The sequence below is a fragment of the Glycomyces tarimensis genome (genome assembly GCF_054776215.1).
Window position 1 is genome coordinate 41249 of the sequence record NZ_BAAHCB010000023.1, and the last position, 13807, is coordinate 55055.

14 protein-coding genes are annotated in these 13807 nt (G+C 68.6%); 8 read left to right on the forward strand and 6 right to left on the reverse strand.

The features are described 5' to 3' along the window. Nucleotides 1-22: 22 nt before the first annotated feature. On the reverse strand, nucleotides 23-1453 hold the full coding sequence (gene gndA, locus ACYVK3_RS18830; RefSeq protein ID WP_460498873.1) for an NADP(+)-dependent, decarboxylating phosphogluconate dehydrogenase: 1431 nt from the start codon (nucleotides 1451-1453) through the stop codon (nucleotides 23-25). Nucleotides 1454-1630: 177 nt separating this feature from the next. On the opposite strand from gndA, the gene ACYVK3_RS18835 reads away from it, so the two are divergent. The 3 genes from ACYVK3_RS18835 (at nucleotide 1631) to ACYVK3_RS18845 (ending at nucleotide 5761) form a co-directional block, all read left to right on the forward strand. Continuing rightward, the gene (locus tag ACYVK3_RS18835; RefSeq protein ID WP_460498874.1) at nucleotides 1631-2998 is read left to right on the forward strand and encodes a cystathionine beta-synthase; all 1368 of its coding nucleotides are present in this window, start codon (nucleotides 1631-1633) and stop codon (nucleotides 2996-2998) included. Between the two features lie 565 nt (nucleotides 2999-3563). Continuing rightward, complete coding sequence (locus ACYVK3_RS18840; protein ID WP_460498875.1) at nucleotides 3564-4772, forward strand: chitinase; 1209 nt, start codon at nucleotides 3564-3566, stop codon at nucleotides 4770-4772. Nucleotides 4773-4888: 116 nt separating this feature from the next. After that, nucleotides 4889-5761 carry a polysaccharide lyase gene (locus ACYVK3_RS18845; protein ID WP_460498876.1) on the forward strand — a complete coding sequence of 291 codons (873 nt, stop codon included), beginning with the start codon at nucleotides 4889-4891 and terminating at the stop codon, nucleotides 5759-5761. A 52-nt stretch (nucleotides 5762-5813) separates the two neighbouring features. Here the strand turns inward: ACYVK3_RS18845 and ACYVK3_RS18850 are convergent, their stop codons facing one another. Next, a complete protein-coding gene (locus tag ACYVK3_RS18850) occupies nucleotides 5814-7484 on the reverse strand; it encodes a fumarate hydratase (protein ID WP_460498877.1) in 1671 nt (556 codons plus the stop codon). Between the two features lie 276 nt (nucleotides 7485-7760). Here ACYVK3_RS18850 and rpsF point away from each other — a divergent pair, with 276 nt between their 5' ends. The 4 genes from rpsF to rplI are packed head-to-tail and all read left to right on the forward strand — an operon-like array spanning nucleotide 7761 to nucleotide 9366. Further along, nucleotides 7761-8051: a 30S ribosomal protein S6 gene (rpsF, locus tag ACYVK3_RS18855; protein WP_460498878.1), complete on the forward strand. Its 291-nt coding sequence runs from the start codon at nucleotides 7761-7763 to the stop codon at nucleotides 8049-8051. Nucleotides 8052-8090: 39 nt separating this feature from the next. After that, the gene (locus tag ACYVK3_RS18860; protein WP_460498879.1) at nucleotides 8091-8597 is read left to right on the forward strand and encodes a single-stranded DNA-binding protein; all 507 of its coding nucleotides are present in this window, start codon (nucleotides 8091-8093) and stop codon (nucleotides 8595-8597) included. A 42-nt stretch (nucleotides 8598-8639) separates the two neighbouring features. Next, nucleotides 8640-8885, forward strand: coding sequence for a small ribosomal subunit protein bS18 (gene rpsR, locus ACYVK3_RS18865; RefSeq protein WP_460498880.1), 246 nt, complete (start codon nucleotides 8640-8642; stop codon nucleotides 8883-8885). A gap of 13 nt (nucleotides 8886-8898) precedes the next feature. Next, entirely contained in the window at nucleotides 8899-9366 is a 468-nt protein-coding gene (gene rplI / locus ACYVK3_RS18870) for a bL9 family ribosomal protein (protein WP_460498881.1), read from the forward strand. Between the two features lie 52 nt (nucleotides 9367-9418). Here rplI and ACYVK3_RS18875 read toward each other — a convergent pair whose 3' ends face one another. Continuing rightward, nucleotides 9419-9871 (reverse strand): hypothetical protein, encoded by a 453-nt coding sequence (locus ACYVK3_RS18875; protein ID WP_460498882.1) that lies wholly within the window; start codon nucleotides 9869-9871, stop codon nucleotides 9419-9421. Between the two features lie 263 nt (nucleotides 9872-10134). Between ACYVK3_RS18875 and dnaB the strand changes: the two genes are divergently transcribed. Further along, nucleotides 10135-11577: a replicative DNA helicase gene (dnaB, locus tag ACYVK3_RS18880; RefSeq protein ID WP_460498883.1), complete on the forward strand. Its 1443-nt coding sequence runs from the start codon at nucleotides 10135-10137 to the stop codon at nucleotides 11575-11577. Nucleotides 11578-11598: 21 nt separating this feature from the next. Here dnaB and ACYVK3_RS18885 read toward each other — a convergent pair whose 3' ends face one another. The 3 genes from ACYVK3_RS18885 to ACYVK3_RS18895 form a co-directional block, all read right to left on the reverse strand. Beyond that, nucleotides 11599-11937, reverse strand: a complete 339-nt coding sequence (locus ACYVK3_RS18885; RefSeq protein ID WP_460498884.1) for a TFIIB-type zinc ribbon-containing protein — start codon at nucleotides 11935-11937, stop codon at nucleotides 11599-11601. A gap of 80 nt (nucleotides 11938-12017) precedes the next feature. After that, the gene (locus ACYVK3_RS18890; protein WP_460498956.1) at nucleotides 12018-13244 is read right to left on the reverse strand and encodes a glycosyltransferase 87 family protein; all 1227 of its coding nucleotides are present in this window, start codon (nucleotides 13242-13244) and stop codon (nucleotides 12018-12020) included. Next, nucleotides 13148-13702 (reverse strand): ATP-binding protein, encoded by a 555-nt coding sequence (locus ACYVK3_RS18895; protein WP_460498885.1) that lies wholly within the window; start codon nucleotides 13700-13702, stop codon nucleotides 13148-13150. Before ACYVK3_RS18895 ends, ACYVK3_RS18890 begins: the two co-directional genes overlap by 97 nt. Nucleotides 13703-13807 lie beyond the last annotated feature (105 nt).

The following is a 13807-nucleotide window of genomic DNA, read 5'->3' on the forward strand; positions in this document are numbered from 1 at the left end:
CCCCCCACGCTCGTCGCGCGGCTTAGGCGTCGCGCTCGTCGCGGTCGCCGGACCAGTCGGTGTGGAAGACGCCGTCGCGGTCGACCCGCTTGTAGGTGTGGGCGCCGAAGTAATCACGCTGGCCCTGGATCAGGGCGGCCGGGAGCCGCTTCGACCGCAGGCCGTCGTAGTAGGCCAGCGCCGAGGAGAAGCCCGGCGTCGGAATGCCGGCCTGGACCGCGGTCGTCACGACTCGCCGCCACGCGTCCTGGGCGTCGGAGACGATCCTGGTGAACTCAGGGGCGGCCAGCAGTGTCGGCAGGCCGGGGTTGTCGCGCCAGGCGGCGGTGATCTTGTCGAGGAAGCGCGCCCGGATGATGCAGCCGGCCCGCCACAGCGCCGCGCACGAGCCGAGGTCGATGTCCCAGTCGTATTCGGCGTTGGCGGCGGCGATCTGGTCGAAGCCCTGCGCGTAGGCGACGATCTTCGAGGCGTACAGCGCCTGGCGGACGTCGTCGACGAAGGTCTCGGGCAGCTCGGCCTTGCCGTCCGGGCCGGCGAGGACGCCGACGGCGCCTTCGCGCTGCTTGGTGCCGCTGGACAGTGCCCGCGCGAACGTGGCCTCGGCGATGCCGGTGACCGGGACGCCGAGGTCGAGGGCGATCTGGACGGTCCAGCGGCCGGTGCCCTTCTGCCCGGCCTGGTCGAGCACGACGTCGACGAACGGCTTGCCCGTCGCGGCGTCGGTGTGGCCGAGGACCTCGGCGGTGATCTCGATGAGGTAGGAGTCGAGGTCGCCGGTGTTCCACTCGGAGAAGATCTTGCTCATCGCGGCGGGCTCGATGCCGGCGCCGCGGCGCAGGAGGTCGTAGGCCTCGCCGATGAGCTGCATGTCGGAGTATTCGATGCCGTTGTGCACCATCTTGACGAAGTGCCCGGCGCCGTCGGAGCCGAGGCGGGTGCAGCAGGGCGAGCCGTCGGGCGCCTTGGCGGCTATGGCCTCGAGGATCGGTCCGAGGCTCTCGTAGGACTCCTCGGAGCCGCCGGGCATGATGGACGGCCCGAGCAGTGCGCCCTCCTCGCCGCCGGAGACGCCCGTGCCGACGAAGTGGATGCCCTTGTCGCGCAGGGAGGCCTCGCGGCGACGCGTGTTCTCGAAGTGGGCGTTGCCGCCGTCGATGATCATGTCGCCGGGTTCCATGAGTTCGGCCAGGGACGCGATGACGGCGTCGGTGGCCGTGCCCGCCTGGACCATGATCATGGCCTTGCGGGGGCGCTTGAGGGACGCGACGAAGTCGGCGAGCTCCTCGGAAGGCACGAAGTCGCCATCGTCGCCGTGGGCGTCGATGAGTTCGGTGGTCTTGGCGTAGGTGCGGTTGTAGACCGCGACGGTGAAGCCGTGGCGGGCGAAGTTACGGGCGAGATTGGAGCCCATGACGGCCAGCCCGACCACTCCGATGTCAGCGGTGCTCATGCCTGTCTCCCTATGGAAAATCTGAAGAGTTGTGCGTGTGCCGTGATTGTCTCGGAGTCGCCTGGCGGTGACACCGTCGCGGTTCATCGTATCCACGCCGCGGGATCGGACGGGCCACGAGATGACACGGGGTCCGGACTGCGGAAGGCGCGCTCGGGGTGGGCTTAGGCTGGCAGGATGCAGTATTACGACTCGGTCCTCGGCCTCATCGGCAACACCCCGCTGGTGAAACTCAACACGGTCACCGACGGGGTGGCCGGCACGGTGCTCGCGAAGATCGAGTACCTCAACCCAGGCGGTTCGATCAAGGACCGCATCGCCCAGCGCATGATCGACGAGGCCGAGGCCTCGGGCGCGCTGAAGCCGGGCGGGACGATCGTGGAGCCGACCAGCGGCAACACCGGCGTCGGCCTGGCGATGGTGGCGCAGCAGCGCGGCTACCGGTGCGTGTTCGTGTGCCCGGACAAGGTGTCCGAGGACAAGCGGAACGTGCTGAAGGCGTACGGGGCGGAGGTCGTGGTGTGCCCGACCGCGGTCGACCCGGAGGACCCGCGCTCCTACTACAAGGTCTCCGATCGGCTGCTGACCGAGATCGACCGGTCGTGGAAGCCGGACCAGTACTCGAACCCGGCGAACGTGGCGTCGCACTACCACCAGACCGGGCCGGAGCTGTGGGAGCAGACCGAGGGGCGGATCACGCACTTCGTGGCCGGGATCGGCACTGGCGGGACGATCACCGGGACCGGCAAGTTCCTCAAGGAGGCCTCCGAGGGGCGCGTGCGCGTCGTGGGCGCCGACCCGGAGGGCTCGGTGTACTCGGGCGGGTCGGGGCGGCCGTACCTGGTCGAGGGCGTCGGCGAGGACTTCTGGCCGGCCAACTACGACCGGGGACTGCCCGACGAGATCGTCGAGGTCACCGACGCCGAGGCGTTCAAGATGACGCGGCGGCTCGCCCGCGAGGAGGGACTGCTCGTCGGCGGCTCGGCCGGGATGGCCGTGGTGGGGGCGCTCGAGGTGGCGCGTAAGGCCGGTCCGGACGCGGTGGTCGTGGTGGTCCTGCCCGACGGCGGGCGCGGCTACATGTCGAAGATCTTCAACGACGGGTGGATGACCGAGTTCGGGTTCATGGGCGCGGGCGCCGGTGACACCACCGTCGGACAGGTGCTGGCCGGCAAGGGCGGGGAGATCCCGGAGCTGATCCACGTGCACCCCAACGACACCGTGCGCGAGGCGATCGACATCATGCGCCAGTACGGGGTGAGTCAGATGCCGGTGCTGAAGGCGGAGCCGCCGGTGATGAGCGGCGAGGTCGCCGGGGCGGTGGCCGAGCGGGACCTGATGGACGCGCTGTTCAAGGGCCAGGCGACGCTGCACGACCCGATCGAGCGGCACATCGGCAAGCCGCTGCCGACGATCGGCTCGGGCGAGAACGTCGAGCGGGCGGTCGAGGTGCTGGAGGACGACGACGCGCTCATGGTCTATACCGAGGGCAAGCCGACCGGTGTCCTGACGCGCCAAGACCTGCTCAGTTACGTCGAACGTTGAGAGCTCGGTCGCGACATGGCGACACGGTGGACGAGCATGATCTCATGGCCGTGACCTATCCGTTGGCGTCCGAACTCCGTCGAGAATTCGAGGCGCGCAGCCGGGCCGAGGGGCGGGCCGAGGGCCGTGTCGAGGGTCAGGCGAACATGCTGTTCGAGGTGCTTGCCGATCCGCGGCATCGAGCTCGATCAAGCCCAACGGGAGTGTGTACTGGCCTGCGAGGACGAGGCGACCTTCTTCGAGTGGCTCCATCGGGCATTGAGCGCGGCGAGCGCCGACGAGGTCTTCATGTCGCCTGAGGCCTGAGACCGGGAAGTCGGCACTCATGGCCTCCCGGTCCGGGTTCAGGAACCGCAGTGGACCATTTCTTCGGGCCCGAACGGCGCCACTCCGGGCGATGAAACGGTGAACAGTCCGTACTGATGGCGGTTGCCCGGCTATGGGAGCGATGGGCAAACCGGGCGAGGCGGAAGTTTCCGTGTCGAATTCCTTGACACGAGTCGCCTTCATCGACAACCATGATTGTAATTTCTCTTAGGGTTATTTACTGATCATGGAGGACGCCTTGACACGTACCCGAAGAACCGCGCTCATCGCCGCCTCCGTCCTGGTGGCCGGGGCCGCCGCGGCCATCCCGGTCACCTTCGCGGTGAACGCCTCCGCCCAGGTGGCCTGCGAGGGCGACCCGTGGCGGTCCAGCGCCGTCTACGTCGGGGGCGACCTGGTCAGCCACGAGGACAACGAGTACCGCGCCCAGTGGTGGACCACCGGCGAGGAGCCGGGCACCACCGGCCAATGGGGCGTGTGGGAGCACCTCGGCGCCTGCGACGGTGCCGGCGGCGAGCCGAGCGAGGAGCCCACCACCGACGAGCCGACGAACCCGCCGGCCGGCGACGGCGACGCGACCCTGACGGGGTACTGGCACAACTTCGACAACGGTTCGACGCTGCTCAAGCTCTCCGACGTGCCCGACGAGTACGACATCGTCGCCGTGGCGTTCGCCGAGGCGCTCCCGAGCCCCACCGGCGCCGTCGACTTCGCGCTCGACCCGGTCCTGAACTACTCCGAGGCCGACTTCAAGTCCGACATCGCCGCGATCCAGTCCGAAGGCCGCAAGGTCATCATCTCCGTCGGCGGCGAGAAGGGCAACGTCACCATCAACGACACCGCCTCGGCCAACGCCTTCGCCGACTCGGTCCTGTCCCTGATGGACGAATACGGCTTCGACGGCGTCGACATCGACCTCGAACACGGCATCAACGCCACCGCGATCGAGACCGCGATGCGACGCATCCACGCCTCGGCCGGATCCGACCTGGTCTACACGATGGCCCCCCAGACCATCGACTTCCAGTCCACCTCGGGCGGCTACTACCAGCTCGCGGTCAACACCAAGGACATCCTGACCATCGTCAACATGCAGTACTACAACTCCGGGACCATGCTCGGATGCGACGGCCAGGTCTACGCCCAGGGCGACATCGACTTCCTGACCGCTCAGGCGTGCATCCAGCTCGAAGCCGGGCTCGCCCCGAGCCAGGTGGGCCTCGGTGTGCCCGCCGTGCCGAGCGCCGCGGGCAGCGGCTACGTCGACGCTTCGATGGTCAACGACGCCCTCGACTGCCTGTCGACGCGCACCAACTGCGGCGACTTCACCCCCGACCGGGCCTACCCCGGCATCGGCGGTGCCATGACATGGTCGATCAACTGGGACGCCACGAACGGCTACCACTTCGCCGACACCGTGGGCGGGCACTTCTCGCAACTCCCCTAGACCCCAACCGGCTTCGTGGCCGCCACCACGAAGCGAGGGCGGTCACCGAAGTCCACAAGACCTCGGTGACCGCCCGCTTCGATTCACGGGTGCGCGAATCGGCCTACCATGTCCACATGAAAAACGAGCGCTTCCCCGCGAGTGCGAAGGCCATCGTGCTCACGGTGACCGCCGCGCTCCTGCTGATCCCCGGTCAGCACCCCCAGCGTTCCGCGGCGCTGCCGGAGCAGACGCTCCTCGCCGAGGAACCGGCGCCCTACGACGACACCCCGGTCGCGGAATCGTGGCAGTCGGACCTCGCCTACCACCAGTGCTGCACCGACTCCATCCAAGCGGTGGACTTCAACCGCACCGGCGGCCCGGCGGTGCGCAGCCACCTGCGCTACGGCGATCCGCTCGTGGCAGACGGCACGAGAGCCGAGAGCCATACGGGCCGGATACCGTCCAGCCACTTCGCGGCCGGCGACGAGGTCTACTACGGCTTCAGCATCTACATCAAGGGCGATTGGGAGGCCGACTCCACAGAAGAGATCGTCTTCCAGTGGCACACGCGGCCGGATGCGTGTGAATCGATGAAGTATCCGAGCGCGTTCCTGTCGATCCAACCCGGCGGCGAATGGCGACTGCGGGTGAACTCCGACGACGACGCCTGCTCGACCTACGAGTCGATGAGCCGGACCGGCTTCGACCTCGCGGAGGTCAAGCCGGGGCAATGGCACGATTTCGTGTTCAGGTTCGAGTGGGACTACACCGACGACGGAGCGATCCAGGTGTGGCACCAGACGCACAAGGACCCCGGCTGGGAATCCGTCCTGTCCACGACGGGCCCGAACACCTACAACGACGAACCCGGCGTCGACGGCTATCTGAAGTGGGGGATCTACAAGCCCGCCTGGAACCTGGCCCCGACCGATGTCGACGACCGCGTGATCGTCCACGACAACGTCGCCTTCGGCGACAGTTTCCGGGCCGTCGACCCCAGCGTGTAGACGCGATCGGCCCCGGCCGAACGACCGGGCCCGATCGCGTCTACACGCGCTCTTACGATTTCGCGGTCACGGTGATCTGGGGTTTGCGGCCGATGGAGAGGGTCGGCTTTCGGGTGTCCTCGAAGAAGTCGTTGCCCTTGTCGTCCACGACGATGAACGCGGGGAAGTCCTCGACCTCGATCTTCCAGACCGCCTCCATGCCCAGCTCGGGGTACTCCAGGACCTCCATGGCCTTGATGTTCTCCTGCGCGAGCTTCGCGGCCGGGCCGCCGATCGAACCGAGGTAGAAGCCGCCGTGCGCCTTGCACGCGTCGGTGACCTGCTGCGAGCGGTTGCCCTTGGCGAGCATGACGAACGAGCCGCCCGCCGCCTGGAACTGATCGACGTAGGAGTCCATGCGCCCCGCCGTGGTCGGCCCGAAGGAGCCCGAGGCGTAGCCCTCGGGGGTCTTCGCCGGCCCGGCGTAGTAGACGGCGTGGTCCTTCATGTAGTCGGGCATCGGCTCCCCCGCGTCCAGGCGCTCCTTGATCTTGGCGTGCGCGATGTCCCGCGCCACCACCAATGGCCCGGTCAGCGACAGCCGCGTCTTCACCGGGTACTTCGCGAGCTCCTCGCGGATCTCGGACATCGGCCGGTTCAGGTCGATGCGCACCACGTCGCTGTCGAGATCCTCCTCGGAGGGCTCGGGCATGTACGTCGACGGGTCGGTCTCCAACTGCTCCAGGAAGACGCCTTCGGCGGTGATCTTCGCGAGCGCCTGGCGGTCGGCCGAGCACGATACGGCGATGGCCACCGGCAGCGAGGCGCCGTGGCGGGGGAGGCGGACGACGCGCACGTCGTGGCAGAAGTACTTGCCGCCGAACTGGGCGCCGATCCCGAAGTCGCGGGTCAGCTCCAGCACCCGCTCCTCCAGCTCGACGTCCCGGAAACCGTGGCCCGAGGCCGAGCCCTCCAGCGGCATCGAGTCGAGGTACTTGGTGGAGGCGTACTTCGCGGTCTTGAGCGCGAACTCGGCGCTGGTGCCGCCGATGACGATCGCCAGGTGGTACGGCGGGCACGCGGCGGTGCCGATCTGGCGCAGCTTCTCGTCGAGGAACGCCATCATCGCGTCGGGGTTGAGGATCGCCTTGGTCTCCTGGAACAGGAACGACTTGTTGGCGCTGCCGCCGCCCTTGGCGATGAACAGCAGCTTGTAGGCGTCGTCGCCGTCGGCGTACAGCTCGATCTGCGCGGGCAGGTTCGAGCCGGTGTTCTTCTCGTCCCACGTCGTCAGCGGCGCCATCTGGCTGTAGCGGAGGTTCAGGTCGCGGTAGGCCTGCCAGATGCCGCGCGAGAGGTGCTCGGAGTCGCGCCCGTCGGTGAGGACGTGGCGCCCGCGCTTGCCCATGACGATCGCGGTGCCGGTGTCCTGGCACATCGGCAGGACGCCGCCGGAGGCGATGTTGGCGTTCTTGAGCAGGTCCATCGCGACGAACCGGTCGTTGCCGGAGGCCTCGGGGTCGTCGAGGATCGAGCGGAGCTGCGCGAGGTGGGCGGGGCGCAGGTAGTGGGAGATGTCGTGGATGGCCTCGGCCGCGAGGTCGGTGAGCACCTGGGGCTCGACGGTGAGGAACCGGCGGCCGGCGGCCTCGACCGTGTTCACCCCGTCCTTGGTGAGCAACCGGTACTCGGCCTTGTCGGGGCCGACGGGAAGCAGATCCGTGTATTGGAACGACGCTGTCACGGATCCAACTTAGCGCGGGAGCGTCCCGGCACCTGGGAGCGGCCGGGTAGCGTCGGGCACACTGCCGGGCCCCGGATCGCGCCCGGAATCGTCGGTGGCCATTGGTAGCGTCACACCGACGTGGTCCGGAGGAACCGGACCACGTAAACGCAGGTACGATAGCCAGGTTGTCCACCCGGCCGCCTTCAATGAGGCGTGCCCTGGCGGGCGGCGAGCAAGTGACCCTCCTGCCGCGGAGATACCGCGGCCGATGAGACCAGAGGAGGTGGAGCGATCTTGCGGCATTACGAACTCATGGTGATCCTCGAACCCAACATCGAGGAGAGCCAGGTCAGCCCGACGCTGGAGAAGTTCCTGAAGGGCGTCAAGGACGCCGGAGGCACGGTCGACAAGATCGATGTCTGGGGACGGCGTCGTCTCGCCTACGAGATCGAGAAGAACAGCGAAGGCATCTACGCCGTCGTCGACCTGCAGTCCGAGCCCGCTCCCGTGGCGGAGATGGACCGGCAGCTGCGGCTCAATGAGTCGGTGCTGCGGGCCAAGGTGCTGCGGCCGGAGCTTCGGTAACCCGACCTTGCAACTGCGAGACCTTAGGGAGAAGAGGTCATGGCAGGAGAGACAGTCATCACGGTTATCGGCAACCTCGTCGACGACCCGGAGCTGCGTTACACGCCCTCCGGTGCTGCCGTCGCGAAGTTCCGGATCGCCTCCACCCCGCGCACCTTCGACCGCGAATCCGGTCAGTGGCGCGACGGTGAGGCGTTGTTCCTGACATGCAGCGTCTGGCGCCAGTACGCCGAGAACGTCGCCGAGTCCCTGTCTCGCGGTACCCGCGTGATCGTGCAGGGCAAGCTCAAGCAGCGCTCCTTCGACACCCGCGAGGGCGAGAAGCGCACGGTGTACGAGCTCGACGTCGAGGAAGTCGGCCCCGCGCTGCGGTTCGCCACGGCGAAGATCAACAAGTCCAGCGGCGGCGGAGGCGGTGGCCGTTCCCAGTTCGGGAGCGGCGGCGGTGGCGCTGTGGCGGACGATCCTTGGGCTTCGGCGGCCCCGGCGGGCCAGAGCTCCGGCTCCACGCCCGGCCAGGGCTTCGACGAAGACCCGCCGTTCTAACCGGGCTCGACCCGGATCGATTTCAAGTAAGGCAAGAACGACATGGCCAACCCGAAGTCGGCTCCCCTGCGGAAGCCGAAGAAGAAACAGAATCCTCTGGACAAAGAGGACATCAAGTACGTCGACTACAAGGACACGGCCCTGCTGCGGAAGTTCATCTCCGACCGCGGCAAGATCCGTGCCCGCCGCGTGACCGGCGTGACCTCCCAGCAGCAGCGCCAGATCGCCGCGGCCGTCAAGAACGCGCGCGAAATGGCTCTGCTCCCGTACACCAGCCAGACCCGTTGAGGAGGGGACACTTATGAAGATCATCCTGACTCATGAGGTCGCCAACCTGGGTTCGGCCGGTGACGTCGTCGAGGTCAAGCCCGGCTACGGCCGCAACTACCTGCTGCCCCAGGGCCTGGCGATCGCCTGGACCAAGGGCGGACAGAAGCAGGTCGACTCGATCCAGCGCGCCCGCGCCGCCCGCGAGGTCAACGACCTCGAGCAGGCTCGCTCGCTGGCCGACCGGCTGAAGCAGACGGACGCGCACATCGTCGCCCGCGTGGGCGACGCCGGCCGTCTCTTCGGTTCGATCACCGCGGTCGACATCGCCAAGGCCATCGACGAGGCGGGCGGTCCGAAGATCGACCGTCGCCGCGTCGAGCTGCCCGGCACGATCAAGTCGATCGGCACGTACGACATCGGCGTGAAACTGCACCCGGAGGTGACCGCGAGGTTCAAGCTTCAGGTCACCCCGGCCAAGCGCCGCGAGAAGAAGAAGTAGGCCGCAAGGCCGCCGGGCCCGCGATCGATCCGGTCGCGGGCCTTCTCGCTGCTCAGATGACCCAGCCGGCGGTGCGCAGCACCACCGTCACCAGGCCGGCGCCGAGGATCGCGGCCGCAGTGCCCGCCACGCCGGCGCGCCAGCCCGCCCTGGGTAGCCGCAGGAGCACGGCGATGAGCAGGCTCGCCGTCAGCGAGGAGCCGATCCAGGCCCACCCGCCCGACACCGCCGTCGAGATCCGCGCCCCTGCCGAGCAGCCCGTGTCCGCGCAGTTCGCCGCCACGGCCGGCTGCGTCGCGACCCACACCAGGTACACGAGCGCCGGCACGACGTACCAGGCGAGCGTCACGAGCAACGTCGGGGTGAACGCCCGCTCCCCGGGCCGGTCGTCGCCGTCGGGGTCCAGGCGAGGACGCCGCTCGGGGCGCTGGTTCGAGGTCATCGAGGGCCTTTCGTATTCGGGCGCGCGGCTGAGGTGGTCCTCACCATCATGCCAACTTGGCACGAAGAAATTCTCGTCCACAGGCGGTGGACGACGAAGCCACAGCTCACACACCCGAAATGAGCGGGCTTCTCTTCTTTGTCCACAGCTTGTCCACAGCCGTTGGGGTAGTTATCCACAGGTTATCCACAGACTTGTCCACAGCTTGTCCACAGGGGCGTTTGCAACGGTGTCGCGAACGACATAGCGTCATTGAGGCCGCGGGACGTCGTACCCGGGCTGTAGATTCTCCATGAACGCACGGTGACTGAGGGGGGTGGGCGTTGATGACCGACGTGTCCACCGAGGGCTCCTACTCGCGCGGCCCGAACGGCGCACGAGACGCCGGCGGCTCCTATTTCGACGCGCCACCGTCGGACGACCAGTACGGCGGCGGGGCCCGCACGTACGAGCGCACGCCGCCGCAGGACCTCGCCGCGGAGCAGTCGGTGCTCGGCGGCATGCTCATGAGCAAGGACGCCATCGCGGACGTCGTCGAGACCCTCAAGTCCTCGGACTTCTACAAGCCCAGCCACGGCATCATCTTCGACGCGATCACCGACAAGTTCGCCAACGGCGAGCCCGCCGACGCCGTCACGATCGCCGCCGCGCTCGCCGACTCCGGCGATCTCGCGAAGGTCGGCGGCGGCCCGTACCTGCACGACCTGCTCGACGCCGTCCCCACCGCCGCGAACGCCGGCTACTACGCCCGCATCGTCAAGGACAAGGCCATCCTGCGCCGCCTCATTGAGGCCGGCACCAAGGTCGTCCAGTACGGCTACGGCGGCGGTCAGGGCGGCCGCGACATCGACGACCTCGTCGACCTGGCCCAGCAGGCGGTCTACGACGTCACCGACAAGCGCCAGAGCGAGGACTTCTCGATCCTGTCCGACCTGCTCCAGCCGGCCATGGACGAGATCGAGGCGATCGGCGCGAACCAGGGCGTCCTCACCGGGGTTCCCACCGGCTTCGCCGACCTCGACCGGCTCCTGTCCGGCCTGCAGCCGGGCCAGCTCATCATCGTCGCCGGGCGTCCGGGCCTCGGCAAGTCCACGGCCGCGATGGACTTCATGCGGCACGCCTCGCTCCATCACCGCCACGCCGCGGCCCTGTTCAGCCTGGAGATGAGCAAGCTCGAGATCGTCATGCGCCTGCTCTCGGCCGAGACGCGCGTCCCGATGCACGTCCTGCGCTCGGGGGACCTGTCCGACGACGACTGGACGCGCTTGGCCAAGCGCATGGGGGACATCTCCGAGGCGCCGCTGTTCGTGGACGACACCGCTTCGATGACGATGATGGAGATCCGCGCCAAGGCCCGCCGCCTCAAGCAGCGACACGACCTCAAGCTCATGGTCGTGGACTACCTCCAGCTGATGAGCTCGCCCAAGAAGGTCGAGTCGAGGCAGCAGGAGGTCTCCGAGATCAGTCGAGGACTCAAGCTGCTGGCCAAGGAGATCGAGTGCCCCGTCATCGCGGTCGCGCAGCTCAACCGCGGCCCCGAGCAGCGCACCGACAAGCGCCCGCAACTGAGCGACCTACGTGAATCCGGCTCGCTCGAGCAGGATGCGGACGTCGTCATCCTGCTGCACCGCGACGACTACTACGACAAGGAGTCGCCGCGTGCCGGCGAGGCCGACTTCATCGTCGCGAAGCACCGCAACGGCGCCACCGACACGATCACGGTGGCCGCCCAGTTGCACCTGTCGCGCTTCGTCGACATGGCGGTCTGACCGGGCGGCCGAAGCCTCGGATCAGTCGTCGAAGAGCTCGGAGAACAGCGAGCGCTTCTTCTTTTTCTTTGGGTAGTAGCCGTCCCGTCCTCGGTGGTCGTCGTAGTGGCGACGGTCGCCGCGGTGCTCGTCACGGCGGTGGTCGTCGTAGCGGCGCTCCTCGCGGTACTGGGGGGCCGGCGGCGCGGCCGCCACGGGCGCGCCCTGCTGCGCGTTGAACGCGGCCTCGGCGTCCAAGAGGTGCTCCAGCTCGCCGCGGTCGAGGAAGATGCCGCGGCACTCGGTGCACTGATCGACGGTGACGCGATTGCGCTCGTACTGGCGCATCATCGCGCCGCACTTCGGACAGGTGAGATCCATGGGCGCCACCGTACATGCAAACGTGGCGATCTGCTAACCACACGCACGTGCGCGTCCAGGCCGCACCCGGCCGTTCGCTCTCAGCGCCACCATTCGACGACGAGCGACGGCCCCGGGCTGGGGGAGACGCTGTCGTCGGTGAGCTGCTCGGGCGCGGTCGCGGCGGCGTCGCGCAGCGGCAGCCACCATCCCAGCAGGACGACCGGATAGAGCAGGTAGCCGAACCGGGTCGAGGGCATGAGCAAGAACGCGGCGGTCAACCCGGCGGCGCTCCACTGCGCCGCCGAGGCGGCCGTCATCGGCGGGCGCAGCCACAGCAGACCCGCGATGACCAACGCCGCCAAGCCGAGCAGTGCGGGAGCCATGACCTCGCCGCCGGGCACGTGCCGCGCCACAAGGAATCCGGGCAGTGGGGACTGCGCGGGGGACTCGACGACGCCCCGGCCGAGCCCGAAGGCGATGACGTTGTCCACGAAGCCGCGGACGTCGACGAGGAGCACCGGGATCATCGTCGCGGCCACCGGCGCGGCGAAGCCGAGCAGGTAGCGGCGCAAGTCCGCGTTCCGAGCGGTCGGCGAGGCGTGCGACCGCCAGACCATGACCGCCAGCACCACCGCCACCGGCCAGGCGAACAGTTTGAGCGCCCCGGCAGCGCCGATCGCCAGCCCGGCAGCGAGCCAGCGCCCCCGCGCGCAGCAGGCCAGAGCGAGCACCATCAGTCCGACCACGGGCATGTCGTCGCCGCCGGTCGTGAACGTCAAGGCGCATACCGGGAAGACGACGCTCGCCTGGAGCGCCCGCAGCAGCGTGCCCTTGCCCGCGCGATCGCGCAGGAGCCTGGTCGCGGCGGCCAGGCAGGCGGCGGTCGCCAGCAGGAAGTAGAGGCGTGCGTCGGTCCACCAGTGCTCGCCCAGCAGCGCCGAGGGCAGTCCGAAGACGGCCATGCCCGGCTGGTAGGGGTTGTAGCCGAGCAGCGGATCGGGCAGGGCCGCGATCTGGTCGGCGTGTAGATAGGGGCTCCCGGTCTCCAGGAGCCGCTGCCCGGAGGCCTCGACGACGAGGACCTCCTCCTGGGCGCGTCCGCTCGTCCCGGTCGCCCGCTCCGCGGCCTGCGCCGCCATGGGGATCGCGACGACGGCGGCGGCGGTCGCCGCGGCGACGATCGCGCGGGCCCGCCACGTCGCGCCCGGCTGCATCAGCAGTATCGCGATCACGAACGCGGCGGGAGCGTAGCCGCCGAAGGCGATGGCGCCCCAGTGCTCGTGCGGCACCAGCGTCGTCCACAGGGCGGTGGCGCCGGCGAACAGCGCGGCGACGCCGTAGAAGACCAGATCGATGAAGAGCGGACGCTTGGACACGCGCCTAAGCGTACGGGGATGCGCGCCCAGACTTCCTGTATGCCTTCGCCCGTGCACCGCGAACCCCAGACGCTGGACAGTTTGGACACGATGAACATGCCTCTGCCGTGGGCGGAGTCGAGGTCGACCGAGCATACGTGCGGCCGGGTGCTGGAGCCGCCGTCGACGACGCGGACCTCGACGTCGCGCTGCCCGACCGAGTACCAGACGCACAGGTCGCCGGCGGGCAGCGGCCTGGCGTGGCGCACGGCGTTGGAGACGAGCTCGGTGGCGCACACGAGCAGGTCGTCGCGGGCTTCGTCGGGCAGGTCGGGGAGGGATTCGCGGAGCCATCGGCGTACGAGGTTGGCGGCGTCGGCCTGGTGAGGGACGCGAATTCGCTCAGGCGCAGGTGTCGCCGCTGGCATAGAGACCCCCTCCCACCGTGGTCCGCACCGTTTAAGGCTATACAGCAACCTACCCGTTGCCGCAAGATCACGCCAGCATTACGGACGGACCCTGAGTGCGTCTTC

Coding starts and splice junctions, on each gene's coding strand:
- gndA (WP_460498873.1), bottom strand. CDS start 1,453: ATGAGCACCGCTGACATCGGAGTGGTCGGGCTGGCCGTCATGGGCTCC.
- ACYVK3_RS18835 (WP_460498874.1), top strand. CDS start 1,631: ATGCAGTATTACGACTCGGTCCTCGGCCTCATCGGCAACACCCCGCTG.
- ACYVK3_RS18845 (WP_460498876.1), top strand. CDS start 4,889: ATGAAAAACGAGCGCTTCCCCGCGAGTGCGAAGGCCATCGTGCTCACG.
- ACYVK3_RS18860 (WP_460498879.1), top strand. CDS start 8,091: ATGGCAGGAGAGACAGTCATCACGGTTATCGGCAACCTCGTCGACGAC.
- rpsR (WP_460498880.1), top strand. CDS start 8,640: ATGGCCAACCCGAAGTCGGCTCCCCTGCGGAAGCCGAAGAAGAAACAG.
- rplI (WP_460498881.1), top strand. CDS start 8,899: ATGAAGATCATCCTGACTCATGAGGTCGCCAACCTGGGTTCGGCCGGT.
- dnaB (WP_460498883.1), top strand. CDS start 10,135: ATGACCGACGTGTCCACCGAGGGCTCCTACTCGCGCGGCCCGAACGGC.
- ACYVK3_RS18885 (WP_460498884.1), bottom strand. CDS start 11,937: ATGGATCTCACCTGTCCGAAGTGCGGCGCGATGATGCGCCAGTACGAG.
- ACYVK3_RS18895 (WP_460498885.1), bottom strand. CDS start 13,702: ATGCCAGCGGCGACACCTGCGCCTGAGCGAATTCGCGTCCCTCACCAG.